At 46.9% G+C, this 24,293-nt stretch carries 22 protein-coding genes and 1 tRNA gene; 14 read left to right on the forward strand and 9 right to left on the reverse strand.

The window, feature by feature from the left end:
* Positions 1-145 precede the first annotated feature (145 nt).
* Complete coding sequence (locus MKY97_RS09730) at positions 146-1,516, forward strand: FAD-binding oxidoreductase (protein WP_342555242.1); 1,371 nt, start codon at positions 146-148, stop codon at positions 1,514-1,516.
* 86 nt (positions 1,517-1,602) lie between these two features.
* Here the strand turns inward: MKY97_RS09730 and MKY97_RS09735 are convergent, their stop codons facing one another.
* The 4 genes from MKY97_RS09735 to MKY97_RS09750 all read right to left on the reverse strand — a co-directional run bounded on the left by MKY97_RS09735 (position 1,603) and on the right by MKY97_RS09750 (position 4,629).
* Positions 1,603-3,003 carry a prolyl oligopeptidase family serine peptidase gene (locus tag MKY97_RS09735; protein WP_342555243.1) on the reverse strand — a complete coding sequence of 467 codons (1,401 nt, stop codon included), beginning with the start codon at positions 3,001-3,003 and terminating at the stop codon, positions 1,603-1,605.
* 144 nt (positions 3,004-3,147) lie between these two features.
* Positions 3,148-3,444, reverse strand: a complete 297-nt coding sequence (locus tag MKY97_RS09740) for a putative quinol monooxygenase (RefSeq protein WP_342555244.1) — start codon at positions 3,442-3,444, stop codon at positions 3,148-3,150.
* Positions 3,445-3,534: 90 nt separating this feature from the next.
* Positions 3,535-4,185 (reverse strand): nitroreductase family protein, encoded by a 651-nt coding sequence (locus MKY97_RS09745; RefSeq protein WP_342555245.1) that lies wholly within the window; start codon positions 4,183-4,185, stop codon positions 3,535-3,537.
* 24 nt (positions 4,186-4,209) lie between these two features.
* A complete protein-coding gene (locus MKY97_RS09750; protein WP_342555246.1) occupies positions 4,210-4,629 on the reverse strand; it encodes a MarR family transcriptional regulator in 420 nt (139 codons plus the stop codon).
* 426 nt (positions 4,630-5,055) lie between these two features.
* Here MKY97_RS09750 and MKY97_RS09755 point away from each other — a divergent pair, with 426 nt between their 5' ends.
* From MKY97_RS09755 to MKY97_RS09775, 5 genes are all read left to right on the forward strand, one after another.
* The gene (locus MKY97_RS09755; protein ID WP_342555247.1) at positions 5,056-6,660 is read left to right on the forward strand and encodes an AraC family transcriptional regulator; all 1,605 of its coding nucleotides are present in this window, start codon (positions 5,056-5,058) and stop codon (positions 6,658-6,660) included.
* Positions 6,661-6,767: 107 nt separating this feature from the next.
* Positions 6,768-7,751, forward strand: coding sequence for an ABC transporter substrate-binding protein (locus MKY97_RS09760; RefSeq protein ID WP_342555248.1), 984 nt, complete (start codon positions 6,768-6,770; stop codon positions 7,749-7,751).
* On the forward strand, positions 7,752-8,597 hold the full coding sequence (locus tag MKY97_RS09765) for a hypothetical protein (RefSeq protein ID WP_342555249.1): 846 nt from the start codon (positions 7,752-7,754) through the stop codon (positions 8,595-8,597). It begins immediately after the preceding gene.
* Positions 8,598-8,871: 274 nt separating this feature from the next.
* Entirely contained in the window at positions 8,872-10,296 is a 1,425-nt protein-coding gene (locus MKY97_RS09770) for an NAD(P)/FAD-dependent oxidoreductase (protein ID WP_342555250.1), read from the forward strand.
* A gap of 126 nt (positions 10,297-10,422) precedes the next feature.
* Positions 10,423-10,929, forward strand: a complete 507-nt coding sequence (locus MKY97_RS09775) for a hypothetical protein (RefSeq protein ID WP_342555251.1) — start codon at positions 10,423-10,425, stop codon at positions 10,927-10,929.
* A gap of 161 nt (positions 10,930-11,090) precedes the next feature.
* Here MKY97_RS09775 and MKY97_RS09780 read toward each other — a convergent pair whose 3' ends face one another.
* Positions 11,091-11,774 carry a G1 family glutamic endopeptidase gene (locus tag MKY97_RS09780; protein ID WP_342555252.1) on the reverse strand — a complete coding sequence of 228 codons (684 nt, stop codon included), beginning with the start codon at positions 11,772-11,774 and terminating at the stop codon, positions 11,091-11,093.
* Positions 11,775-11,962: 188 nt separating this feature from the next.
* Here MKY97_RS09780 and MKY97_RS09785 point away from each other — a divergent pair, with 188 nt between their 5' ends.
* The 3 genes from MKY97_RS09785 (at position 11,963) to MKY97_RS09795 (ending at position 15,702) form a co-directional block, all read left to right on the forward strand.
* Positions 11,963-12,709: a DeoR/GlpR family DNA-binding transcription regulator gene (locus MKY97_RS09785; protein WP_342555253.1), complete on the forward strand. Its 747-nt coding sequence runs from the start codon at positions 11,963-11,965 to the stop codon at positions 12,707-12,709.
* A gap of 2 nt (positions 12,710-12,711) precedes the next feature.
* Positions 12,712-13,623, forward strand: coding sequence for a 1-phosphofructokinase (gene pfkB, locus MKY97_RS09790; protein ID WP_342555254.1), 912 nt, complete (start codon positions 12,712-12,714; stop codon positions 13,621-13,623).
* 108 nt (positions 13,624-13,731) lie between these two features.
* Complete coding sequence (locus tag MKY97_RS09795) at positions 13,732-15,702, forward strand: fructose-specific PTS transporter subunit EIIC (protein WP_342555255.1); 1,971 nt, start codon at positions 13,732-13,734, stop codon at positions 15,700-15,702.
* Positions 15,703-15,900: 198 nt separating this feature from the next.
* Here the strand turns inward: MKY97_RS09795 and MKY97_RS09800 are convergent, their stop codons facing one another.
* The 3 genes from MKY97_RS09800 to MKY97_RS09810 all read right to left on the reverse strand — a co-directional run bounded on the left by MKY97_RS09800 (position 15,901) and on the right by MKY97_RS09810 (position 19,327).
* Positions 15,901-17,040, reverse strand: a complete 1,140-nt coding sequence (locus tag MKY97_RS09800) for a zinc-dependent alcohol dehydrogenase (protein WP_342555256.1) — start codon at positions 17,038-17,040, stop codon at positions 15,901-15,903.
* A 79-nt stretch (positions 17,041-17,119) separates the two neighbouring features.
* Entirely contained in the window at positions 17,120-18,283 is a 1,164-nt protein-coding gene (locus tag MKY97_RS09805; RefSeq protein WP_342555257.1) for an oxalate decarboxylase family bicupin, read from the reverse strand.
* A gap of 177 nt (positions 18,284-18,460) precedes the next feature.
* Positions 18,461-19,327, reverse strand: coding sequence for an SDR family NAD(P)-dependent oxidoreductase (locus MKY97_RS09810; protein WP_342555258.1), 867 nt, complete (start codon positions 19,325-19,327; stop codon positions 18,461-18,463).
* Positions 19,328-19,522: 195 nt separating this feature from the next.
* Between MKY97_RS09810 and MKY97_RS09815 the strand changes: the two genes are divergently transcribed.
* From MKY97_RS09815 to MKY97_RS09835, 5 genes are all read left to right on the forward strand, one after another.
* Positions 19,523-19,963, forward strand: coding sequence for a MerR family transcriptional regulator (locus MKY97_RS09815; protein ID WP_342555259.1), 441 nt, complete (start codon positions 19,523-19,525; stop codon positions 19,961-19,963).
* Positions 19,964-20,013: 50 nt separating this feature from the next.
* Complete coding sequence (locus MKY97_RS09820) at positions 20,014-20,922, forward strand: LysR family transcriptional regulator (RefSeq protein ID WP_342555260.1); 909 nt, start codon at positions 20,014-20,016, stop codon at positions 20,920-20,922.
* A 38-nt stretch (positions 20,923-20,960) separates the two neighbouring features.
* Positions 20,961-21,695, forward strand: a complete 735-nt coding sequence (locus tag MKY97_RS09825) for a fused MFS/spermidine synthase (RefSeq protein ID WP_342555261.1) — start codon at positions 20,961-20,963, stop codon at positions 21,693-21,695.
* A gap of 169 nt (positions 21,696-21,864) precedes the next feature.
* Positions 21,865-23,481, forward strand: coding sequence for a diguanylate cyclase (locus MKY97_RS09830; RefSeq protein WP_342555262.1), 1,617 nt, complete (start codon positions 21,865-21,867; stop codon positions 23,479-23,481).
* 211 nt (positions 23,482-23,692) lie between these two features.
* Positions 23,693-23,777: transfer RNA gene (locus MKY97_RS09835), tRNA-Leu, on the forward strand.
* Positions 23,778-23,908: 131 nt separating this feature from the next.
* Here the strand turns inward: MKY97_RS09835 and MKY97_RS09840 are convergent.
* On the reverse strand, positions 23,909-24,106 hold the full coding sequence (locus MKY97_RS09840) for a hypothetical protein (RefSeq protein ID WP_342555263.1): 198 nt from the start codon (positions 24,104-24,106) through the stop codon (positions 23,909-23,911).
* Positions 24,107-24,293 lie beyond the last annotated feature (187 nt).

The raw sequence follows: 24,293 nt of genomic DNA on the forward strand, positions 1-24,293 counted from the left end.
CCTCCAGGTTGTCTATCAGCTTGGGGGATTTTTTTGCTTACCGGACAGCCTACAGCCCATTCCCTCCGCGCATGTCGGTCATACAGTATACAATGCCTAATGCAAAAGAGCTGTAAAACCATCCATAATGCAGGGAGTGGGACGTGTGACAACAAAAACTAAACCAAAACAAACGACCAAACTTACCGGACGTGTAATCTTTAAAGGAGACCCGGGCTATGAAGCGGCACGTAAAAACTGGGACCCTCATACCGACAGGTATCCCAAAGTTTTCGTTTTTGCTCAAAAAACGAAGGATGTCTCCAATGCCATCAAATGGGCTCGTGAAAACAATGTACCGATCCGGCCGCGAAGCGGGAGACACGCGCTTGAGGTTAACCTGTCACAGGTGAACGGGGGTATCGTCATTGATGTAAGTGATCTGAACACCATCAAGCTCAACAAAGCAGCAGGCACGGTAGTTGTTGGGGCAGGGAACCGGGTGGGGAGAATTGCGCATACACTTGCACGTCAGGGATTTATCGCGCCATTTGGTGACAGCCCTACGGTTGGAATAGGAGGTATTACTCTAGGAGGCGGCATCGGACCACTTCAGCGGACCATTGGTTTGATCAGTGATAATCTGCTGGAATTTGAGATGGTCGATGCGAACGGAAAGGTCATTCGTGCGAGCAAAAAAAGCAGCGCAGATCTCTTCTGGGCATCGCAGGGCGGGGGCGGAGGTAACTTTGGCGTGTATACCCGCTACAAATTCAAAGTTCGTCGTGCGCCAGCGAGAGCGACGGTATATCGGATTACGTGGCCATGGGCTCAATTCGAGAAGGTGCTGAAAGTGTGGCAAAAATGGGCTCCATCAGTGGATACCCGTCTGGGGAGCGAACTGTCCATTGGGCCTAAAAAGGGCGGCAATGTAAGCATGGAAGGACTTTTTCTGGGGTCCAAAACAGAAGCGCTCCGGCTGTTAAGGCCGCTCACGAGTACGGGAACACCTTCACAGACGATCATCCGCTCCGTCCCGTACACGGAAGCCGTTACGTTTCTGCTGCCTCCTGACCCCGTGCTGACCCAAAGATACAGCAACCAGTTCTCCTCTGGCTTTGGCCGAAAACCGTTCCCGGATCAGGCAATCAAATCCATGCGAGAGTTTCTGGAACATGTAGAAGGAGAGACTGCCGGATTCTTTTTCCTGAACTGGGGTGGTGCCGTCAGCCGTAAATCTCCTAAGTCAACCGCATTTTACTGGCGCAAAGCGAAGTTCTACGTCGAATGGAACAGCTCATGGACCAAACCGTCTCAGGCCGCTAAAAATATAGCGATCGTGCGTAACACCCGCAAAAAATTACAACCTTATATTGTTGGGTCATACATTAACGTACCGGATCAAGGGATTAAACGTTCAGGACCTGTATATTACGGGGCAAACTACGCCAGATTACGCAGAGTCAAAGCGAAGTACGATCCCCAAAACGTGTTTAACAATCCGCAGAGCATTCCGCCGGCACGCGGTCTGAAATAAGATGCATGAAAATGATGCAGTTGAAAAATGGAATTCATAGAAAAGGAGCCGCTAACTGCGGCTCCCGGACTGACTCTCCCTATAAATTATTTCTTTTGGTTCGCGAGCCACTCCATAAGCGTTACGGCTTTCCCCTTGATTTTCACAGGTTTACCGTTGAAGTCTTTGGAAATGTCATTATTTAGAACCGGAATCCAGGACCAGTGCCCATTGTATTCGTATGGAGCATGATCACCGTTCCCTTTGGTATATAGACCGCTCATATCCAACACCTTATCGAAATAGGAATAATGAACATTTTTGGCTCCTGCCGCAATCAATCGTTTGTAGGTAGCTGTTGAAGTTCTGGAGGTATCTACCGTCTGATCAGCCCCTGCAGCTGTGAACCAGATGGGGATATTCTTCAGCTTGGCGATATCCTGTTTGGATAACAAGGAATCCTCGTATGCTTCTGCGGAAGGATATGCGGCTGCGAAATAATCCGGATTCGCGAGCAGCATGTTCAGGGTCATAAATCCGCCATTAGAGCAGCCTCCGATGTAAATGCGGTCCGTATCAATATCAGATGAATACTGCTTTACATACTGTTTGATCAATGCGGTTAAAGACTGGGTATACATACTTTTTCCGTCTTTGGTATACTGTCCGGTTCCGTCGTTCATCCAGAATGTTGGTGTCTGTGGAACCAATACAGCAGCATCACCGAAATAGTTCTGAATGGATTTATCGGCCAAGGCCGTTACTTTATTACCCAGCAGGGCAATCCTTGGATCGGTTCCCCCTTCACCGGCACCATGCAGCCAGATGATCAGCGGTTTTTTCTTGCTGGTTTCGGGCAAATAAGAGGCATAGGTCAGATTGATCTGACCAAACTTGGGGTCCTTGTAACTGAATTTACCAGTTGTATCAAACCTGTCTACACCTTGTTCAATGACGGTATGCGGCGTATCTGGCCGTGTAGTCAAATGGTCAACGCTGCTGCCCGTATGATCCTGAAGGGATTTTTGCTGAATAATAGTATACTGCAGGTCCGCATAACGGTTGGTGAACGTCTGAAGATCAAACGTAAATGGGCTCGCTGTCACCAGATCAGGATGCACTTTCATCTCGAGCGTAATATACTGCCCTGTGGACATGGAATTTTTATGACCATCTTTGTCTGAAATGTAAGCATCTTCGATGGTCCTGCTGCTGCTGTCCGATCCAACATACTTTTGCTGCGTTTGCAAATGAATCGCAGGATAACTTCGTTCAGCAAGAACTTTAAACGTGTCTTTGTTAAGGGTATTACTTTGAATGGCTGTGCCTGTGTCTAAGATGATTTTGTACACCCCTGGGCCCCAATCATACCCTTTCGTTACGAGAGAGTAGGAGAGAGGAGAACTTGTTTCGGCGGTATTGTTTGCGCTTACATTGGTGGAGACGAGAAGAGAGGAAGTTAAGGCGAGAGCCAGGAAACCTGAAAGCAGTCCTTTTTTCATATTCATCAGCATATACCTCCAAACGTGTTATGTATGCAGCCTCAAACATTGTACCATTTTCATTGTGACCAAGGGAAACGAAAAAAACCGTTTGAGAATCATCGTTAGATGATCCCCGAACGGTTCCTGGATATTGATTCGCTGCTGCTGTTATTGTTTAACAGCTTCTCCAGCGAAAACTTCAACGTTCATCGGAGCAGCCATGAATGCTGCAGCCTGTTGAACAAACGCTTGGAAATGAGCACTTGAGTTGTGAGCAGCCGTTGCTGCTTCGTCTTTCCACAGCTCGATCATCGTGTAGCTTTGCTCACGTTCTGTGCTTTTCACGAGATCATAGCTGATGCTGCCTTCTTCCTCACGTGTAGCTGCAATCAATTCTTTGGCAGCAGCCAAAAAAGCTTCTTCTTGAGCGGCTTGTACTTGCAGATGAGCATGAATGATAATCATAGTGAAAACCTCCGTATTTGTAAGTAGTGGGTGTAAAAATGACACACGTAATGTCTGATATTTATAACGGTATAACCTAGCCTTTTATACTTAAGCCCAAGTAGTAATGGTATCAACCGGCAGACGGTAAGACGGGTGTCCTTCTTTAGCGGATTTACCAATCGAGATCAGCATAACGGGTTGATAACGATCTTTGTCCATACCGAACGTTTCAGCGATTTGAGCTTTTTCGTAACCGCCAATCGGGTTGGTATCATAGCCGTGAGCACGAGCAGCAAGCATTAACTGCATGGATACCAGTCCAGCGTCGATCAGGTTAACATCACGCAGATCGGAAGCAGGCATATTGTCGTAATAAGGTTTAACCACTTTTACCTGCTGCTCTGCAACTTCTTTAGGCATAAATCCATGCTCAACTGCTTTACCAAAAATTTCCTCCAGGTACTCGCCATTGTTCATGTCGATAAATACACCAATCACCGCAGCAGAAGTCAGCACTTGATTTTGGTTGAAGCGTGCAAGAGGTGCGAGCTTTTCTTTGCCTTCAGGTGTATCTACAACCAGGAAACGCCAAGGCTGCATGTTCACAGAAGATGGAGCGCGGGAAGCTTCTGCCAGAATTTCAGTCATTTCTTCACGGCTGATTTTTACATCAGCATCATACAATTTAACCGAACGACGACCGTAAGTAATTTCGTTAAAATCATTTGTTTTTTGGAATTTGCTTTGTGTTGTAGTCATGGAAATCTCTCCTCTATATATGGTTTAAAAATTGTTTTGCATACGTTCCAAAAAATCGGCGAGCGCATGAATCTCATCTTCACTGAAACCGTCCAGAATCTGATGGATATAATTCGTTTTCTCCGCTTTATATCCTTCGATCTGTTTCCGCCCATGATCCGTCAGACGAACAAAGGTCACCCGATTATCCTCGGGATTTTTGCGTCTCGTAACCATCTGGTCAGCTTCAAGCTGTTTCAGGTGGCGGGTAATTGCAGCACTGTCGATATTAATGATTTTCTGAAGCATGGACTGATTGATCTCGTCAACCTGATCCAGCTCATGCAGAATCTCAAAGCGAGAGGAACTGATCCCGGTACAGCGTTCAAACTTGGGACTGATTCTGTTCCCCAGCATGTTCAGCAGATTAATGATCTGCTCTTCTTTGGAAACCATACGTGTCATGACTAGACCTCCCGGGTGAATCTGAATCAACAACGGCGTATGTTAACAAATAATTAAAGTTGCCAGTATACAATGCCATTGCCTCATGATTTTGTGGCTGCTCTCAATCGTTGATGGATCAATATTTGATGCCTCAATCATTGATGGCTCAACTAATATAACATGCTGTTTATGATAATGCAACAGGATGACAGAAAGTAACAAATCTTTTTTTTGCATGTTCTGATCACGAAGTAATTCTGATGAAGTGCTTATTATTATAGGTTATCCGTAGAGGGGGGATTTAACTCGGTTAGTATTTAATTGAGAATTATTATCATTTAATCTATAATAAAAATCAAAAATGCATCAGAATCCCATTAACTGTACAAGGCAGTTGTTATATTGGTGAGAATTAGGGCTTACGGCTAAGGAAAGGGAGTTACTATGGGAAGAAGTAATGAATGGATTAAAAGACTGGAACAGCTGTACCTTTCTTCTGTGCACATCTGCGATTACGATGGCATTTCAGGGGAAGTCCAATACAGGGTATGGAAAAGATTCGCCCTATGTCGAGTAATGCGTGGTACAGGGACTTTAACCATCGATAACGTTATGCATACGCTGTCCCCTGACGATTGGTTTATGCTGAGCCCAGGCATGCATGTGGAATTACAGGTGAATATGGACGGCCCTCTTCGATATCAGATCATTTTATTTTCCGGTGTGGAGCTTGTTCGAATACGTAATGTTTGGCAGGCGAAAGGTTTTGATTTTCCTGTTACAGGCAGGCTCCAATTTTCTTCGAATACTCGTGAACTTCGGGAAATGATGGATCGATTCTTCTATAAAAATTATGCTGCAGCGGAATCCGGCAATCTGGACAGGAAGTATCTTTTACATCAGCTGCTGATTCGCTTGCTGACCTGTGTGAGACAGGCTTCCAAACCTCAAGCTGGCATAGATTTGGCAGTGGATTATATGACACAGCATTATATGAAGGAAATTCGAATCGAAGAGATGGCCCGCCTGGCGGGACTTAGTGTGAATCACTTTATAAGAACGTTCAAACGACAATTCGAAATGACACCGATGGATTATATTTTGCAGCAGCGGATGGCGAAGGCCAAACAGCTTTTGTTTTCTACAGACAAAATCAAGAGAATTGCGGAGCAGGTTGGGTACAGGGACGAGCACTACTTCAGCAGGGTGTTTAAGAAAAATGAAGGTGTTGCTCCTACATTGTATATGAAGAATAAAGTCAGCCGTATTGCAGCTCTGTACTATGGGCTGGATGATGTTGTTGCAACACTGGGGTTAAAGCCTGTATCTGCTTTATCTTATGTTCAGAGAGTGGCTCATCCTATCCGTATGACTGCAGGCGCAGCCGATTATTCGCAAGTCCTTATTCTGGACAGTTTCGGTCAAAACTATGACAAGCTGAAGAGATTGCAGCCAGATCTGATCATAACGAGTGACCGGATGCAGCCGAATGAATGGATGCATCATATTGCTCCAACAGCTGTTCTTAAACACAGCAACCAAGTTGGAGACAGTCTGCTGTATATGGCTGACATCATGGGCCGCAGTGAACACGCTGTCCGCTGGATTGAACAGCATGCGGAATTAAGCCGGATTCTTCAAGCAGGCATTCAATCCAAATGGGGGAAGCAGACGGCCATGTTTATCCGGGTGTCCTCCGGGTTTTGCCGAATGTACGGTCTCCATAACCAGACTGGTGCACTGCTGTATGAAGATTTGGGATTTCAGATGCCTGAGCATTACCCGAAAGAGCAGTGGGCGGTAGAGATGAACAACGACAACGTACAGCTGTTCAATGTGGATCATGTTTTTATTATGGTGGACCCGACGGAAGAAGCACGCATTCAATTCGAGCGACTGCAGCATTCAGCAGGGTGGTTGTCATCTAAGGCTGTGCAGGAAGGGCATATTTATAATGCAGGAGATATTTTCTTTAGAACGTTAGGCCCAACCGGGCGTTTAATGGCGATGCGTTATGCAGCAGATCAACTTGGCGTTCGTGTACGTTGATATTTTACAAGGAAAGAGAGTGAAATGATCCATGGAAAGCTCGTTCCTTTTTTTCTACCATAATGATAATGATTATTATTATTAAGTGAAAAGGAGAATGACGATAAATGATAAGAAAGAAAACAGCTTATATGGTCCTGTTGTTCCTGTTCATGCTTGTTCTGGCGGCATGCGGCAGGACTACGACAGAATCAGCAAATGGCACCTCTGTGAAACAAAACACCGCAGTAGAAGAAAAAGAAGTGCAGACGGTAAAGCATCTAAAAGGGACTGCGGTTTTGCCGCAAAAAATTGAGCGAATGGTTGTGTTATCTGCCGCTTATATCGATCATATGCTTACCATCGGGGAGAAACCTGCAGGTGTTAATGTAGAGGTTCGTTATGGCGGAGATTACCTGCCTTATCTTGCAGATCAGCTGCAGGGTGTTCCAACGGTAGGCTCGGCAGATAGTCCTAACCTAGAAGCGATTGTTCAGATTGATCCGGATGTCATCGTTATTGAGAGTCGAACAGCCGAAAATTCATATGACCAGTTGGAGAAAATCGCCCCGACTATTGTATTGGGTACAGATTGGATGGAGTATGAAGACGGTACGACATATTGGACTCGGGATTTACTGACCATTGCCGGGATGTATAACAAGGTAGAGCTGGCTAAGGAAAAGATTGCCGAAGTAGAGAAGCAGGCAGATCAACTCAAAGCAAAAATGGAACAGCTGAATCAGAAAAAACTGGCTTACCTGCGAGTGAGGGAGAAGAATCTGCAGATTTATGCCGAAAAAGGCCATCCAACCAATACACTTTTATATCATGATCTTGGCTTTGTACCTGCTGCCGTGACACCTGCGGAACAACGTGAAGATTTGTCTATGGAAAAAATATCCGATATTGATGCGGATTTTATTGTGCTTGAAGTGGACCCCAACGCCCAGGATTATTTAAGCAAAATGCATGATAGCTCCCTTTGGAAAAATGTCCCGGCAGTTCGGACAAATCAGGTTTATCAGACAGATTCCTTCTGGCTGTTTAAAGGATGGGGAGCCATCGGACGAACCGAAATCATCCGTGAAATTAAAGGTATGATTCAATAGATGACTCATTATTCAGGGAAAGAGCGTTCAGAGATGCTGGCCGTACTGGAATCTTTTTTCGTAACGAGCATTATAGAAGCAGATGAAGCTTCGGAATATGCTTTCAGTGTAAGTGATCTGCTGCACGAGGAGAAGAGAGACCTGATCTTGAGTGAACAAGCGAGACAACAAGGACTGGAGCTTGGAGGGGCCGGAAGTATCGCTGTAGGCACCCTTTTCGCCAAACGATATTCCGTCTGGGTAATGGCTGTAATTTCGGCCTGCAGTCTGTATGATACTCTCCTGAACACCGGAGAGGATGTCATCCGATTTGAATTAAACGGCACAGGCGGTATGCGCTATGAGACCTGCGTGGAGAGAAGGCTGCATTTGGGTTTGGAACTGAAGAGTGGGGGAGACATGGGCCCATCTGGTCATTTTTTAGTGCAGCGCAGCACAGAGATCCGTTGGATTCGAGACCGTTTGCAGCAGCATTTGATCCGGATTTTCCAATCCGCTGCTGCGGCCACGGGTGCAAACATCAGGGTAATGAATGCACTGGTCGCCCATAATGTGCAGCAGCTGATTTTACGAATGATCGGAGATCAAGCCATATGGAAAACGGATGAGCGATTAGCTCTCATACACCATGATGCAGGCGTATGGCTGGCTCCGACGAAAGAAAATTCTTTTGCTGCTCGGCTCCAGTGTTTTGAACATCCGGAGTGGCAGGGACCGACGTTTCTAATTCGTCCGTACTGCTGTTTAGCTTATCAGGTTGGTAAGGGGGACACCGCTGCCCATGGTTACTGCAGCAGTTGTCCAAAGCTGGATACAGCAGAGCGACTGCGTATGCTGCTGAAATAGTACAGATCAGTGGTTCAACACATTTGTTTCTTCTATGTACATTAGATCGTGCTGAATTATCGACTATGTTCACTTCACTTTCGTGTAAATGAACAAGTACATTTATGTTTTTTAGCATGCGTAACAATAAAGTGTACGCCTGCTTCCAATGCCTGCTCTGAACTCATATAATAGCGCTAATTCGATCCGGGTACTGCAGAAGAACACCCGGATGCTAAATGCACGATGCACCGAAGCCTGTTTTCTGGATAGATCATGAAAGGGTTGATGAAGTATGGGCCTCGAAGCATTAAATGAACGTGTGAAGCATGATTTGGCGTATTTATGTTTTGGCGGTGCCAACTGGGTTCGTGCAAGAGAGCATGCAGAAGGACATGTGTATGATGTCGTTATTGCAGGCGGAGGACAGAGCGGGCTTGGGGCTGCATTCGGGCTTCTTCGTGAACGGATCTCCAATATTCTCATCATTGACGAAAATGCTGCTGGACAAGAAGGACCGTGGGACACGTATGCGCGAATGGTTACGCTGCGTACACCGAAACATCTCACTTCCATTGACCTGGGGATTCCCTCACTGACGTTTCGTTCGTGGTGGGAGGCTCAGGCAGGAATAGAGGGATGGAAGGAAATAGACAAAATACGGCGCGGGGATTGGATGAACTATTTGCGTTGGTATCGTGAAGTGTTGGGTTTGCCTGTACGAAATGAAGTGAAGTTAGACCTGATCGAACCTGCCCAGGATGGAATTTATCGGCTGCATGTAACCGGGAAGGGGCATCGCGGGAACGTCATCCTTGCTCGGAAAGTGGTGCTTGCAACTGGCATTCAAGGAGGCGGGCGGTGGCATATTCCATCGCTCATCGCTGACCATCTGCCGCGACAGCTGTATGCACATACGTCGGAAGAGATTGATTTTGAACGGTTAAAAGGGAAAAAGGTTGCTGTGCTCGGCGGCGGGGCGTCGGCTTTTGACAATGCAAATCACGCGCTTGTCTCGGGAGTGGCCGAGGCTCACGTTTTTGTGCGGCGTGCACAGCTGCCGCAGGTGAATCCGATTCGCCAGATGGAACAGTCTGGCATGATCGAGCGGTTTCATGCACTGCCTGCTGCGGATAAGTATCAGGTGATTTCCCACTTTTTTCAATTCAATCAGCCGCCAACCAATGACACGTTTATCCGCGCGGCCTCCTGGCCGGGATTTGAGCTTCACCTGAACTCTCCATGGCTTGGTGCAGAAGCCGCGGGTCAGGCTGCGAAGATACGAACCGCACATGGTGTGTACACATTTGATTTTCTGATCATTAGTACAGGTCTGGTCAGTGATCCTGCGCTCCGTCCTGAACTTCGACTTGTGGAAGAGCATATTGCCCGCTGGAAGGATTGTTATGAAGCGCCGCCCGAACTCCGAAACGAACAGATTGATGCACATCCGTATTTAAGTCCCGGATTTGCTATGACTAGTAAAAGCGAGCAGGGAAAGGCGCTGCTGCATGGACTATTCGTATTTAATTATTCAGCGCTGGCAAGCTGCGGTTTATCTGCCTCGGCCATATCGGGAACTAAAGGGGCTGTACCCAAACTGGTCACAGGAATAGCCGATCAACTGTTCCTCGACGACCGGGAGCAAATCCTGCGCGAGTTCTATGAGTACAATGAACCAGAGTTCACGGCCGCTTGGTCGAAACGCGAAAAAATATAATCATGGTATTGTCCTTCGTGCAGCAGATTATGCTGTGCGTCTTTGTTTTTTACCAATGCTTCTTTCGTTCTATGAGGATTTGTTGTAAGATGTCGTTTGGAACATGTTAAAGGCAGGGATCTATAAATGGAGCAGGCGAAACAAAATAAAGAGATGAATTATGAGCAGTTCAGGGCCCACCTGAAAAAAGCATCACGATTACGTGATGTGCCCTTAATTAAAATTGTGGCTTTTCAAGAGAAATACATGAAGATTGAGGAAATGCAGTTTTACGATGTAGACCAGAATTATATGAGTGTTCAGGCATGCAGCACATTGTGGATGAATCTGGAGGACAAATCGTTTCGTACTTTGGTTTCCCAGCCGCTGCAGGTTTATCAGAAGATGACGAATCTGGGACGCCATTCTTTCGAGAATATGATCCGCGAATTATACGATACTGCTGTGCCTATTCTGCTTGATTACAATCCGGCGGATTATTATACCGTTGAACAGTTAGCTGAGATTTTGACAACGGATGAAGAAAAGCTGATCGAACAGCTGGAGATGGGAAGGTTCAAGGGAGCCTTTATTAACGAAGAAGGTAGATGGCTCAAACCTAAACCGGATATCGGGAATACAGAGCTTAGATAATTGGGCCTGAGTCACTATAAAAGAAAGCATCGGGCTATTATCGTAGGAAGCACTGAGTTACTACAGCAGGACGCCGTCCCGGCATGGCCAAAATCCTGCAGCACCGGCGTCAGAAACGTCGGCGGCTGCAGGATTTTTCAGTCATATGATCCAAACAAGACTTAGCGAACACGCCGCACAATAAACCCGTCTCTGCACGAATTGGGAGGCCAGGGAACTGACAAGACACGCTGGTTCTGGACCATAATGCCTTTATCTTTGGTGCTGAAGGCCGGAGGGCGGCCATTAAGACGGCACATTCGAAAAGAAATCGGACTGAGTCTAGGTATCAGGGCAGGGGAACCGCCAATGGAAGGAGCTTCAACAATCCATTCGGCGGAGGATTGAGGACCTGAATAACGCTGAACGGTGCGAAAAGTCCAGCCTTTGGTGAGATTGCTCAGGTGGATGCACCAGGTGTGGCGGGTTATTTTGGTAATGATACCGCGCATGCAGTCACCGGCATTTACCGGTTGATGAATGATCGTTTCTGTATCCGGCAGGATTTCCCACCAGGCATAATATACGGGTCTGCCCTGAATCCAATCATGAGCTGTGCCTGTTTGAATAAGATCGTTGTTTGTAAAACCGTCAATACCTATCCATGCAGATGAATATGAGGTGCGCGAGCTAGGAAAAACATAAGGAACAGTCCACTCTGCGGAAATTCGCCGGTAGGCTTGACGGGATTTTCTCTTTACGTAACCACTCCAGTTGGATGAAATCCAGCCGTAACGTTGAACTGCCCTTGTCTTCGATCGATAGGGCTCACACGGTTTCCGCCTTTTGTTCGTCAGGACTGACATAGAAGATTCACCTCTCCACAATAGGAACTAGATTATCAGATGCGTGTAGAGAAACGGGTGATCGGGACATTCGGACAAGAAATTTAGACGAAAAGTGAAAGAATTTGAAGGTTTTTAAATTATTTTGAATGAAAATGATTGTTTTTTGCGGGATTTATGATACTATAGAAGCAGTTGGAGGAATGAATATGCTGACTGAAGAACGATATGCTGCAATTGTAGAGCGCTTACATTTACAGGGGATTGTGAAACTGCAGGAGCTTGTTGATGTGCTTGGAGTTTCTGAATCCACGATTAGAAGAGATTTGATTGATCTGGAAAGCCGTCAGATGCTCAAACGTATCCATGGTGGCGCTTCACTGGTGAATGAAAAAACGTTAGAGCCAGGTATGGAAGAAAAAACGTTCAAAAACATTCAACAGAAAACCGTTATCGCCCGGTTGGCCGCACAGGAAATTCAGAATGGTGAATGTATTTACCTAGATGCCGGCACGACAACACTGGCCATGATCCCTTTTATCGAAGCTAAAGATGTAACGGTGGTCACCAATGGACTCTCCCATGTCGAGGCGCTTGTAAGCAAGCGAATTCGCAGTTATTTATTAGGCGGCATGATGAAAATTCATACCAAAGCAGTCATTGGCAGCATTGCGCTGCAGAACATGGACAATTTTCGATTTGATAAATGTTTTCTCGGAAGTAACGGTGTGGACCCCGAGATGGGGTATACAACGCCTGATCCGGAGGAAGCCTTGATTAAGAGGCGTGCACATCAATTGTCGGGGAAATCCTATGTGCTGGCTGATTCCAGCAAAATCGGGGATATTACTTTTGCCAAATTGTTTGATTTGGAGGAGGCAGATCTGATTACGGAGCGAATGCCAGAACATTGGCGAGCGGTAGTCACCCGGAAAACTAAAATAATTGAGGGATAGCGATGATATATACGATAACACTCAACCCGTCCATCGATTACATCGTAGAAGTGGACGATCTGAAACTGGGCGGATTAAACCGCATGAACCGGGACTTGAAACTGCCTGGAGGTAAAGGCATTAACGTTTCCCGGATTTTGAATCAACTTGGAGCGGCCAATACGGCTATCGGATTTTTGGGTGGATTCACCGGACGTTTTATTAACGACAAGCTGCAGGAAGATGCGATCCAGACCGATTTTGTCACCATTGCAGACGATACCCGCATTAACATCAAGCTCAAGCATGGGGACGAAACCGAAATTAACGGCTTGGGGCCGGCAATCCGTGCGGATGAGGCAGAACAGCTGCTGCTTAAACTGTCTTCTTTGCAAAAAGGAGATATTGTCATTCTATCTGGCAGTGTTCCACCGTCACTTGGTTCAGATTTCTATGATCGTCTCATTCAAGTCTGCAAGCAGACGGAAGCCGAGTTCGTCATTGATACCACAGGGTCTGCACTAATGGAAGCACTCGTTCACAAGCCGCTGTTGGTCAAACCAAACCATCATGAACTAGCCGAATTGTTTGGCGTAACCATTGAGACACGTGAGGAATTGGTGTCCTACGGACGTAAACTGCTTGAAGCAGGTGCCAAACATGTATTGATCTCCATGGCTGGAGAAGGAGCATTGTTTATCACGAAGACTAATGTCTATCATGCAACCGTACCTAAAGGCAAGGTGAAAAATTCAGTTGGTGCTGGCGATTCGATGATTGGCGGGTTTGTAGGCACGTATGTACTGCACGGAGACCTGCTGGAAGCATTCCGCACCGGAGTAGCATCGGGCAGCGCAACCGCCTTCTCGGATGACCTTGCCGCACGAGAGCTTATTGAAGCATTGCGTGATCAGGTTACAATTACAACACTTTAAAAGCGGCATGCCTGTTTTGGGTTGGGAAAGTTTAACAGCATCTGTATGGATATGAATTTATATGAGGCCTGCTGCGCAGGCCGACCGAACTTAAGGGAGTGTTCCAAGATGAAAATCACTGACTTGATGATCCAGGAAACGATGATTATGGATCTGCAAGCGACGACCAAAGATGAGGCGATCGACGAACTGATTGCAAGTTTGAATCGGAGTGGACGCATCAACGATCCGGTGCTGTTCAAAGAAATGATTTACAAAAGAGAAGCGGAATCCAGCACAGGTATTGGCGGCGGGATTGCTATGCCTCACGCGAAGACGAAAGCGGTAAACGAACCAACGGTTGTCTTCGCCAAAAGCAAAAAAGGTCTGGATTTTGAAGCGCTGGATGATCAGCCTGCCCATATTTTCTTCATGATTGCGGCTCCGGAAGGCGCCGGGAATACACATCTTCGCACACTTGCGGCTCTTTCAAGGCTGCTGGTTGATAGCGATTTCATCGCTGAATTGATGAACACAAATACGCCTCAAGAAGTGAGTGCCTTGTTCGACGCCAAGCAGGAGGAAGCTGCAGCCAAGGAAGCAGCCAAAGAAAAAGCAAAGCTGGAGAGAGAAGCGCAGGCATCTTCGGCTGCAAATGGTGCTGACAACGTGAAAAACAGCGCAGGTGTCCTTGTGGGTAATGCCAATTCTGAAGATTTTGTTGTTGCTGTTACCGCCTGTCCGACAGGTATTGCGCATACATTTATGGCTGAGGATGCGCTCAAGAAAAAAGCACAGGAAATGGGAATTAATATTCGTGTGGAAACGAACGGTTCCGAAGGCGCACAGAATGTATTGACAGCTGACGAGATTGCTCGCGCTAAAGGGGTTATCATTGCTGCAGACAAAAATGTCGAAATGGCCCGCTTTGACGGCAAGCCTGTGCTGCAAAGACCGGTAAGTGACGGTATCCGCAAATCCGAAGAACTGATCCGCAAGGCGGTTAACGGGGATGCCCCAATCTATCGCAGCCAAGGTGGAATTGCGAAGCATGAAGGCACCAGCGATCATAAAATAAGCGTCGGAAGTAAAATTTACAAAGATTTGATGAACGGTATTTCACATATGCTGCCATTCGTTGTTGGTGGGGGTATCCTGCTCGCCATCTCCTTCTTGATTGAACAGCTTGCGAGTCCTGACAATCCGATTGTACAGTTGCTGCAAACCATTGGCGGAGGAACAGGTGCGTTCCATTTCCTGATTCCAGTACTTGCCGGATTTATTGCGATGAGTATCGGTGATCGTCCAGCCCTGATGCCGGGTATGGTCGGTGGTTTGATGGCTGTAAGCTCTAATGCCGGTTTCCTTGGTGGTCTCGCTGCCGGTTTCCTCGCAGGTTATGTCGTTATTGGTCTGCGTAAGGCACTGAAGGGGCTGCCAAAAGCAATTGACGGTTTGAAACCGATCCTGCTCTATCCGGTACTGGGTCTGCTGATCGTCGGTACAATCAGTTATTACATTTTCGATCCAATCTTCGGTTCCCTGAACACATGGCTTGTGGATGCACTCGGCAATCTGGGAACAGGTAATAAAGTACTGCTCGGCGTGCTGCTCGGCGGCATGATGGCCATCGATATGGGCGGTCCGTTCAACAAAGCTGCCTATACATTTGCGATTGGCGTATTTACATCCAGCGGCAACACAGACGGAGCATGGATGGCGGCAGTTATGGCAGGCGGTATGGCACCGCCTCTGGCAATTGCGCTTGCAACAACGTTCTTTAAATCCAAATTCACGGAGCAGGAACGCAAATCCGGTTTGACTAACTATGTACTGGGGCTGTCGTTCATCACAGAAGGTGCGATTCCTTTTGCAGCGGCTGATCCGCTTCGTGTACTGACTTCTTGTATTATTGGTTCTGCAGCAGCCGGTGGTCTTACGCAGCTCTGGAATATCAACGTACCAGCTCCGCACGGTGGGGTCTTTGTAGCACTTCTGGCTAACCACACCCTGCTGTTCCTGCTCGCGGTTGTTATTGGTTCTGTGATCTCGGGTCTCATTCTGGGATTGTGGAAGAAGTCACCTGAGCTTGTTAAATAATAAAATATACAATTGGATTATCAAATGATCGTATAACATCAGCACGGGTTTGGTAATCCGCCTGCAGCATCTCTCCAGCGAAAATGATTGGAGGGATGCTTTTTTTGGCTTTGAAGGGGAAACGGGGCAATATTCAGGTACTCAAACGGTGCAAAAAAGGCAGGCCTACCCTGTCAAAGGTAAGACTGCCTTTAAGAATCAAGGTTTTAAAATTACCTTGGTGCATTCATCTTCGTGATCGTTAAAGATTCGGTAAGCTTCGCTTGCGTTATCCAGGGATAAGCGGTGTGAAATAATTTCGGTTGGGTCAAATTCTCCTGCTGTAATTTTGCGGAACAGTTCAGGCATGTAATGAATAACAGGAGCTTGTCCCATTTTGATGTTGATATTGCGTTCAAACAGATTTCCCAGAGGGAACATATTGTAGGAAGAGCCGTACACCCCTGTAAGCTGGATCGTTCCAAACTTGCGTACTGCTTTCATGCCGATTTCGATGGCACTCAGCGCCCCGCCATGCAGTTTCAGCTTCTGGCCGATCTCTTCCAGCATCGTTTTTTTGCCATCCATGCCTACACAGTCAATGACAATATCTGTTCCACCCTGGGTCATCTCGCGGATGTGCTCGCCCATATCGTCGTACTCTTCAAAGTTAAAGACCTCTGCATCATTCATTCGCTTGGCCTTCTCCAGTCGATAGGGCAGACGATCAACGGCGATCACCCGTTTGGCACCCTTCATCCAGGCGAACTTCTGCGTCATCAGCCCAATCGGGCCGCTCCCAAGCACAGTGACCGTATCTCCTGGCTTCACGCCAGCATTTTCGACGCTCCAGTATGCCGTTGGCAGTACGTCGGATAGAAACAGCAGTGCCTCATCCTGCAGCTCGCAGGACTCCGGAATGACAAAGGGGGTGAAGTTGCCGTAAGGCACACGCAGCAGTTCGGCCTGTCCGCCGGGGTGGCCACCGTATCGCTCGGTGAAACCAAAATAGCCTCCAGTGTGAATATCAGGATTTCTATTGGAATGGTCACACTGGCTCTCCATATCATGATTACAATAGAAGCACTGCCCGCAGGCAATATTAAAAGGCAGTACGACCCGGTCTCCTTTTTTCACCCGTGTAACCTCAGGTCCAACCTCTTCCACAATGCCCATCGGTTCATGACCGATGACATAGTCTTTGGCGGCAGGCAGCGCTCCCTGATAAATATGCAAATCCGATCCACAGATTGCGGTTGAAGTAATACGAACGATAATATCATCCTTCTGCTGCAGTGCCGGATCCTCGACCTGTTTCACTTGAATATCCTTGATGCCCTGGAACGTTACGGCTTTCATCTTCATATTCCTCCTTCGTTATTGTGGGTTCTCTCACCTTTACCCCAATTCGGAGTGGATGATATAGGTTTATACTATTTTATACGACAGGCCATTTCACTTTACGCAGTGCATCCAGCAGTTCCGGTGGTGCATTCAGATTGTCTCGCACGAGGTCACGGGGCGTTAAAGCCATCCACTGATTGAGTGAGACGTCCTCAAAACGATCACTTCGGAAGATTTCCAAAAACCATAACGTGTTCTCACCGGTATTTTGTATATAGTGCCCCATGGCTATAGGAACATACCCGACATCTCCAGCCCGATAATCGAAGGTACGTGCGCTGCCATTGCCACCAAAGACGGTCATTCTGCCTTCCCCTGTCAAATAGTACTGCCATTCATCGGCATTCGGATGCCAGTGAAGTTCACGCATTGCTCCGGGTTTGATCTCGACGAGGGCTGCTGCGACAGTTGTGGAGATGGGAAAGTTGGTGGAATCTACGATGCGCACACTCCCCCCAGGTGTAATTAAGGGCTCCTGTGCTAATAAACGATAGGAAAAAGGAAGTGGAACCGTTCCGTAGGGAGATTGAATCTCCTGACTCTCAAGTGAACCAGGTACGTTATCTTGAAAAATATATACCTGTTCCTTCGGCATGGACTGAAAGGCTGATTCTGGCACACCGAAATTCATGGATAATACTTCAGGCGGTGTGTGAGCAAACCAATCAGAGATCGATAGGGTGTTCAGATCCGAGAAGCTGCCGTCATCAAATACCAACAAAAATTCACACCCGTTCTCCAAACCTTGGATCGAATGAGGCAGACCTTTGGGGAAAAACCAGAGATCGCCCGGGCCAACATCGGCGATGAAATTTCTCCCATTCTGATCTACTGCAGTGATTCTGGCCGTTCCCCAGATCATATAGGCCCATTCGGATTGCTGATGCCAGTGCAGTTCACGGACACCGCCCGGAGTAAGACTCATGTTGACTCCTGCAAGCGTAGTGGCGATGGGCAGATCACGCACCGTAATCTCACGTGACCAGCCGCCATGATTGAGCTGCATATGTGTATCCGAGAAAGACATTCTCAGGTTGGGCAGCAGTCCGTTATCTGTCTTGGGCGGTACAAGCATGTCGGGATTTTGCTTGTCTCTCATTACATCTCTTGGTCCGTAATCCGGACCGCCTGCGCCGTCACTGCGAATAGGCTGTGGTATAATGAATGGCTGACCACTGGGTTGTTTTGGTTTACTCATCCTGTTATGTCTCCTTCCGATTTTCGCTGCGTCCATGTGACACGGCTTTTTTCTTATGTTTAACTCCTATGAGCGCAGGCTTGGAAAATATGAAGGACAAAGACCAACAGACCTGACCGATTAGGGTCAAGTCTGGAACCGGAATTACGATTCTAATGATCGGGATTTACAGCCTTTTTATAGATCATCTTGAGTACCTAAATACTTCTGCTCATAGATTTCATGCACCCGTTGAAGCACAGAAGCACCCTGTTCCATGAATGGAAGAGAAGCTTCCTTGTTTTTAACAAGAAATACACCAGATTCATGCCTTACTGTCCCAAGTGCTGCGTCATGGAGCAGTGATGCGCCGCGACTTGGATGAGCAAAGAATAATTTCATCACAGGTCTGATATAGAAGGGCAGACCAGAAGCCTTGCTGCTTTTTAGCGTATTGTTTCCACCCGGATCTGCACTAAGAAGCCGAATCCCATCTGCCGCAGTAGTGGAAGCAGCCTCGCGAGTCCATAATGAGAGGGCGAGCTTGGATGCTGCGTATGGACCAAATAGCTTTCTGAATGAGACAGGCCGCTCCAAGATGCCAAGGTCAAACGCCCTCATCATACGAAAAGAGGTTGTCGAGGTGTTTACTACGGTTTTCATCCCCCCATGGCGGAGCAGATCGTAAAGCTCCCGGTAAATAATATAAGGCACCACGGTTTGAAGCTCGAAGTGCAGCTCCAGTCCCTGATCCGAATATTGAAGAGTGGGTGTGCTGCCTCCCGCATTGTTGAAGAGAATATCAATGGTATCTGTCTGGGCCCGAATCTGTTCAAGTGCAGTGCGGAGACTGGCATAATTCGTCAGACGGGCCTGAACGGATAGTAGCTGCCCCGAGTTTAATGCGGTCTGAATTTCGGGATCATCTGCAGGAAATGGCGAGCGGTTAAGACCGATAATCCGCCATTGGTCTGTTAGAAGCTTTCTTGTAAGCTCCAGGCCGATTCCTGAAGTGCAGCCTGTAATTACGGCAGTACGAAGCGGGTTAACATGGTTCATCATCATGACCTCCTAATATATTCATGCATGTCAAAATCGATCGGTTATGCATGAGTAGAACATATCGTTATTGCCGATCGATCTGCAGGAGACGCCATTCTACAATTTGGAGTCGACTCCAAGTCAAGGGTTGGATTTTTGGCTTGACTTGGAGCCAGCTCCAAGTTGTATGATAATGAGAAGTATGTATCGGGAGGCGTAATGATGAGCGGACAAACCATGTTCTCCATTCATGAAACATCTGAACGGTCGGGACTATCCAAAGATACGATTCGTTATTATGAGAAAATAGGACTGCTGCCTCGGGCGGAGCGCAAAGCCAGCCAGCACCGGATCTATTCCGAGCAGGATATCCAGACGATGCTTCTGATCACCTGCCTGAAGAAAACGGGCATGTCGCTGGAGGAGATGAAGCCATTTCTGCAGATGTCTTTGGAGTCGGATTTGAATGATTACCCGGAAGAGCGGGAGATGCTGATCAATTATCAGAAAAAGGTACAGGTGCAGATCCGTTCGCTGCAGCAGGTTGTTGATTTTATTGAGGATAAACTTGCGCAGCGCAGTATGTTTCCGGAAAGATGTCAGTTATCGGGACAGAACAAGCTGACAGGATTAGAGAAACAAAACACATTTTCTGGATAAAAGGAAGAGATGTCTCAAGTACAATGGATGAGGAAAAAGGGGACAGAGTTATGACATTACAACAGCTTAAATATGTAATCGAGGTTGCCACACACGGATCGATGAATGAAGCAGCCAAACGGCTTTTTATCTCCCAACCGAGCTTGTCCAACGCAATCCGCGATTTGGAGCAGGAGCTGCGCATTACCATTTTTGAACGTACCAACAAAGGCATCACGCTCTCCAAGGAAGGTGTGGAGTTTCTGAGCTATGCACGTCAGGTCGTAGAGCAGGCCGAATTACTGGAAAATCGGTATCTGAATGCAAAGCCGTCTCCGCAGCATTTCTCGGTATCAACCCAGCACTATGCTTTTGCAGTGAATGCTTTTGTGCGGCTTGTTCAGCAGTATGGCCATGATGAATATGAACTTGCACTTCGGGAAACCAAAACGTATGAGATTATTCAAGATGTGAAAAGCCTTCGCAGTGAGATCGGCATTCTCTATTTGAACGAGTTCAACGCCAAGGTCATCAACAAGCTGTTGAAAGATGCTGGACTTGTATTTACAAGTTTGTTTACTGCCAAACCACATATCTTCATCAGTGTGAATAATCCGCTCGCCAAACAGGAATCTGTAGCTATCGAACAGCTCCAAGATTACCCTTATCTGTCCTTTGACCAGGGGGAGTATAATTCCTTTCATTTTTCGGAAGAGATTCTGAGTACGTTATCACATCCGAAAAGCATTCAGGTGAATGACAGGGCAACGCTGTTTAATCTGCTGATTGGTCTAAACGGGTATACCATATCTACAGGTGTACTCAGCGCCGATCTGAACGGCAACGAGATTATTCCGGTTCCGCTCGAATGTGAAGAATCGATAAATGTAGGATGGATCTGTCATAAGAGCACGTCCCTGTCGAATCTCGGCGTTGCTTATGTCCAGGCATTACACGAGGCTATTGGCCTGCAGCATTGATTCGCAGTTCTGATGATTTACCCGAAAGGAGCAGGAAATTGAAAGTATTATACCGGAATAAAAGTGAACAGCATGAGTTGACCGTTTACGAAACCAAAAGACTTTATGGGGAAATCGGACACTTCCGTGTGCTGCAGTTCTCGGATGATGCGGTTCAGGGGGCGATCGATCTGGAGCAGCCTTCCAGAATTGTACTGGAGTATCCGCGAGCTATGCTGCATCTAATGGAACGAAATGATCCGCATTTTAATCGAGTATTTGTGGTGGGACAGGGCATTGGTACGATTTCTTCTTACCTGTCAGATCGACAAGTCAAGGTGGCGGAACTGGATGCGGAGGTTGTGGATATCAGCCAGCACTTCTTTGGATATCAGGGCTCACCGGTGCTGGTTGGTGATGGTCGGGAACTGTTGGAACGGGAGCAGGCGGGGGTATACGATTATATCATTATTGATGCATTCACAGCAGCCGGAACGCCGGAGCAGTTTACGAATGCTTCCTTCTTCCGTATGGTAAAAGACAAACTGCGTGCAGGCGGTGCGGTGCTGCTTAATGTGTTTGGACGTTCAGGGAAGGATACATTGGTGAATGCTATCTATACAACCCTTGCCAGGGAATTTCCCAATACACGCGCTTTTGCGCTTCCAGCCGAGGCCAATGAAGTCCAGAACCGGATTTTGATGGGCAGTCAGCGCCCCATTGATGTTCAGCTGAGGTATATGGCAGGTTTTGTAGAGCAGATTCTGGAGGAAGGTTATATCATTGAAGGATGAGTGGGGAGGGGGATAAATAAACAAGGCATTTCCATAGGCGATATTTTGTCATGATTTCGTCAATCCTATAAATTATTGTTAAGATATCTTGTTCTCTTCATTGTTTCTTAACAACTTTAATATATGATGATATGGATATGCCTTTTTATGAAAATCCGGGGGAAGCAAAATGATCGCAAATAAAAAGTTATCCAGATTACGCAGAAAAGTCAGAACATTTAAAAAAATTAGCCTTACCGCATTACTTGGAGGGTTAGTCACGATTTCGGTCCTGATGACACTGACCATTATGGTGATTACCTCATATACTACCCAGAAACAGGCTCTTATTAACAACTCGCTCAAGCTTAATTATGCAAATGCGGTACAGATGAGCCAAACGCTGGACTCCCTTTTTGAATCGATGCAGAGGAGCTTGAGGTACGGGGCTGCGTATTTTAAAGATGTCGATTACAATGACAAAGACAAACTGAATACCACACTGGATTTGATCCACAACAGCAGTGATTATTTCAATGCTGTAGTTCTGGCTGATAAGACAGGGCTTGTCCTATCGAGGTCACCGTATTCCCAGGTGAGCGTCGGTAAACATGTCAGCTCTGAAGCAGCCAAAGCGGCGATCAAAGCAAAATCTACATACTTATCGGATGCGTACCTGACTCCGCGAACGAATCGCAGAATCGTTTTTCTGAGTGAACCGATTGTTGATAACAAGGGAGACTACAAAGGTCTAATAAGCGGAAGTATCTATTTGCAGGAGAATAATATACTGGATTTGTCCTTTGGAAGTCAACTGAAGACCAGTAATGGATCGTACTTTTTTATCGTTGACCATAAGGGAGCACTGCTGTTTCACCCCAATGTCAGCCGGATCGGCGAGAATATTAGTAAAAACATAGTGGTCCAGAAATTGATGAATAACCAGACAGGACAAGAGAAGTATACCAATCTGGAAGGGACAAGCACGCTTGCAGGATATTACAAGGTTCCGGCAACCGATTGGGGAGTTGTCGTCGTATCACCGACACAAATGGTGTATGATCAGTTGAACCGTCAGATTGGTCTGCTTCTGCTGTACATTGCCGTACCGTTCATCCTGTTAACCCTGATTGTACTGCGGGTGGCCCGCAAGCTTGTGCAGCCTTTTGTGTTTCTGGCTGATCTCGTGCAGCAGGTGGATAAAGGAAGAGTAGAGCTGCCGATTGTGAAACCGCACTGGAACAGGGAAGCTGATCTGCTTACACGGACAATGATCGGGGCAATGGCAAGTTTCAGGAACAAGACAGATCAATTAGTATATGATGCAAGAACAGACGTGTTAACCGGCTTGAATAACCGCAGAACATTTGAGACTGTTATACAGGAATGGATTCAGGATGAGACTCCTTTTTCCATTGTTGTTCTCGATATTGACCGCTTTAAGTTAATTAATGATACATATGGTCATTCTACGGGGGATGAGGTCCTGAAACAGATCGCCAAGCTGATCCAGATATCCGTCCGGCCTGAAGATGTCTCTTTCCGCTTTGGCGGGGAAGAGTTTGTCGTGCTGCTTCGAGATTACGATTCAAAGATGGCATATGAGGCGGCAGAGCGAATCCGGATTTCCGTCGAGGAAAGTGTGCTTGCTGTTGAGCGTTCAGTTACCCTATCGGCAGGTATTGCAGAGTTTCCAATGCATGCCCGATCTGAAGCCGAGTTGTTTCATTTGGCGGATAATGCGCTTTATCTGGCCAAGGAAGAGGGCCGTAACCGAACGGTTGTCATACAGACAGTGGAAAAATAGAAAGCGCAGAGGCAGACCCAAGGGACAGAAGGGTCTGCTTCTGTCTGTTTGAATTGAACGAGAGCGGCATCGGTTTACATAACGTATCTGTTAACATCAGAAAAAAGTTGTTGCATAATATATTAGAAACATGTATACTCTGAATTACGGTAAAACAAGGAATTGATTCACCGTAGGTGCTTTTCATCCAGGATGAGAAGATACATAATACGCGGTCGTGGCGGAATTGGCAGACGCGCACGGTTCAGGTCCGTGTGGGCTAACCCCCCGTGGAGGTTCGAGTCCTCTCGACCGCATCTAAAGAAAAAGGTTTGTACACCGTCCAATAGACGGCGTACAAACCTTTTTCTTTTCTCAACATAACAACGGATGCAAGCAGAACAAGAGGACTTCCCATGCAGCTGATTCCCAGCTCATACAGCAGTGCCTAGCGCTCTTGGAGGCGGCTGCGCCTATTCCGTACAGTGACGGTCAGCAGACCCGTCAGCATGCCGGTCAGACCGCATAATGTAACGCAGAGCATTAACGGTACCGGCTCGAAACGAAGTAAAAAAGCAATGCCGCTGCCGAAGGTTGTTCCCGCGAGAAAGCCGAGGGCAGCTCCCAATTGGGTAGAGGATTTCATCTTTTCACCTGCACTTATAAAGTAGGGTATGGAGCGGTTAAGTGGTTTTTCATCTGTGGGTATTGTTACACGTCAGCTTCCGCTCGTTTTGTTCTTTCATTTTGCCGAGAATGCAGGTGAATTATTCATAAAAAAGCATTAAAACTAAAATAGGCTCTGCCTCCGATTAAGGAGCGCAGAGCCTTTT

The sequence above is a fragment of the Paenibacillus sp. FSL R7-0652 genome (assembly GCF_038595045.1).
Taxonomy (GTDB): domain Bacteria; phylum Bacillota; class Bacilli; order Paenibacillales; family Paenibacillaceae; genus Paenibacillus.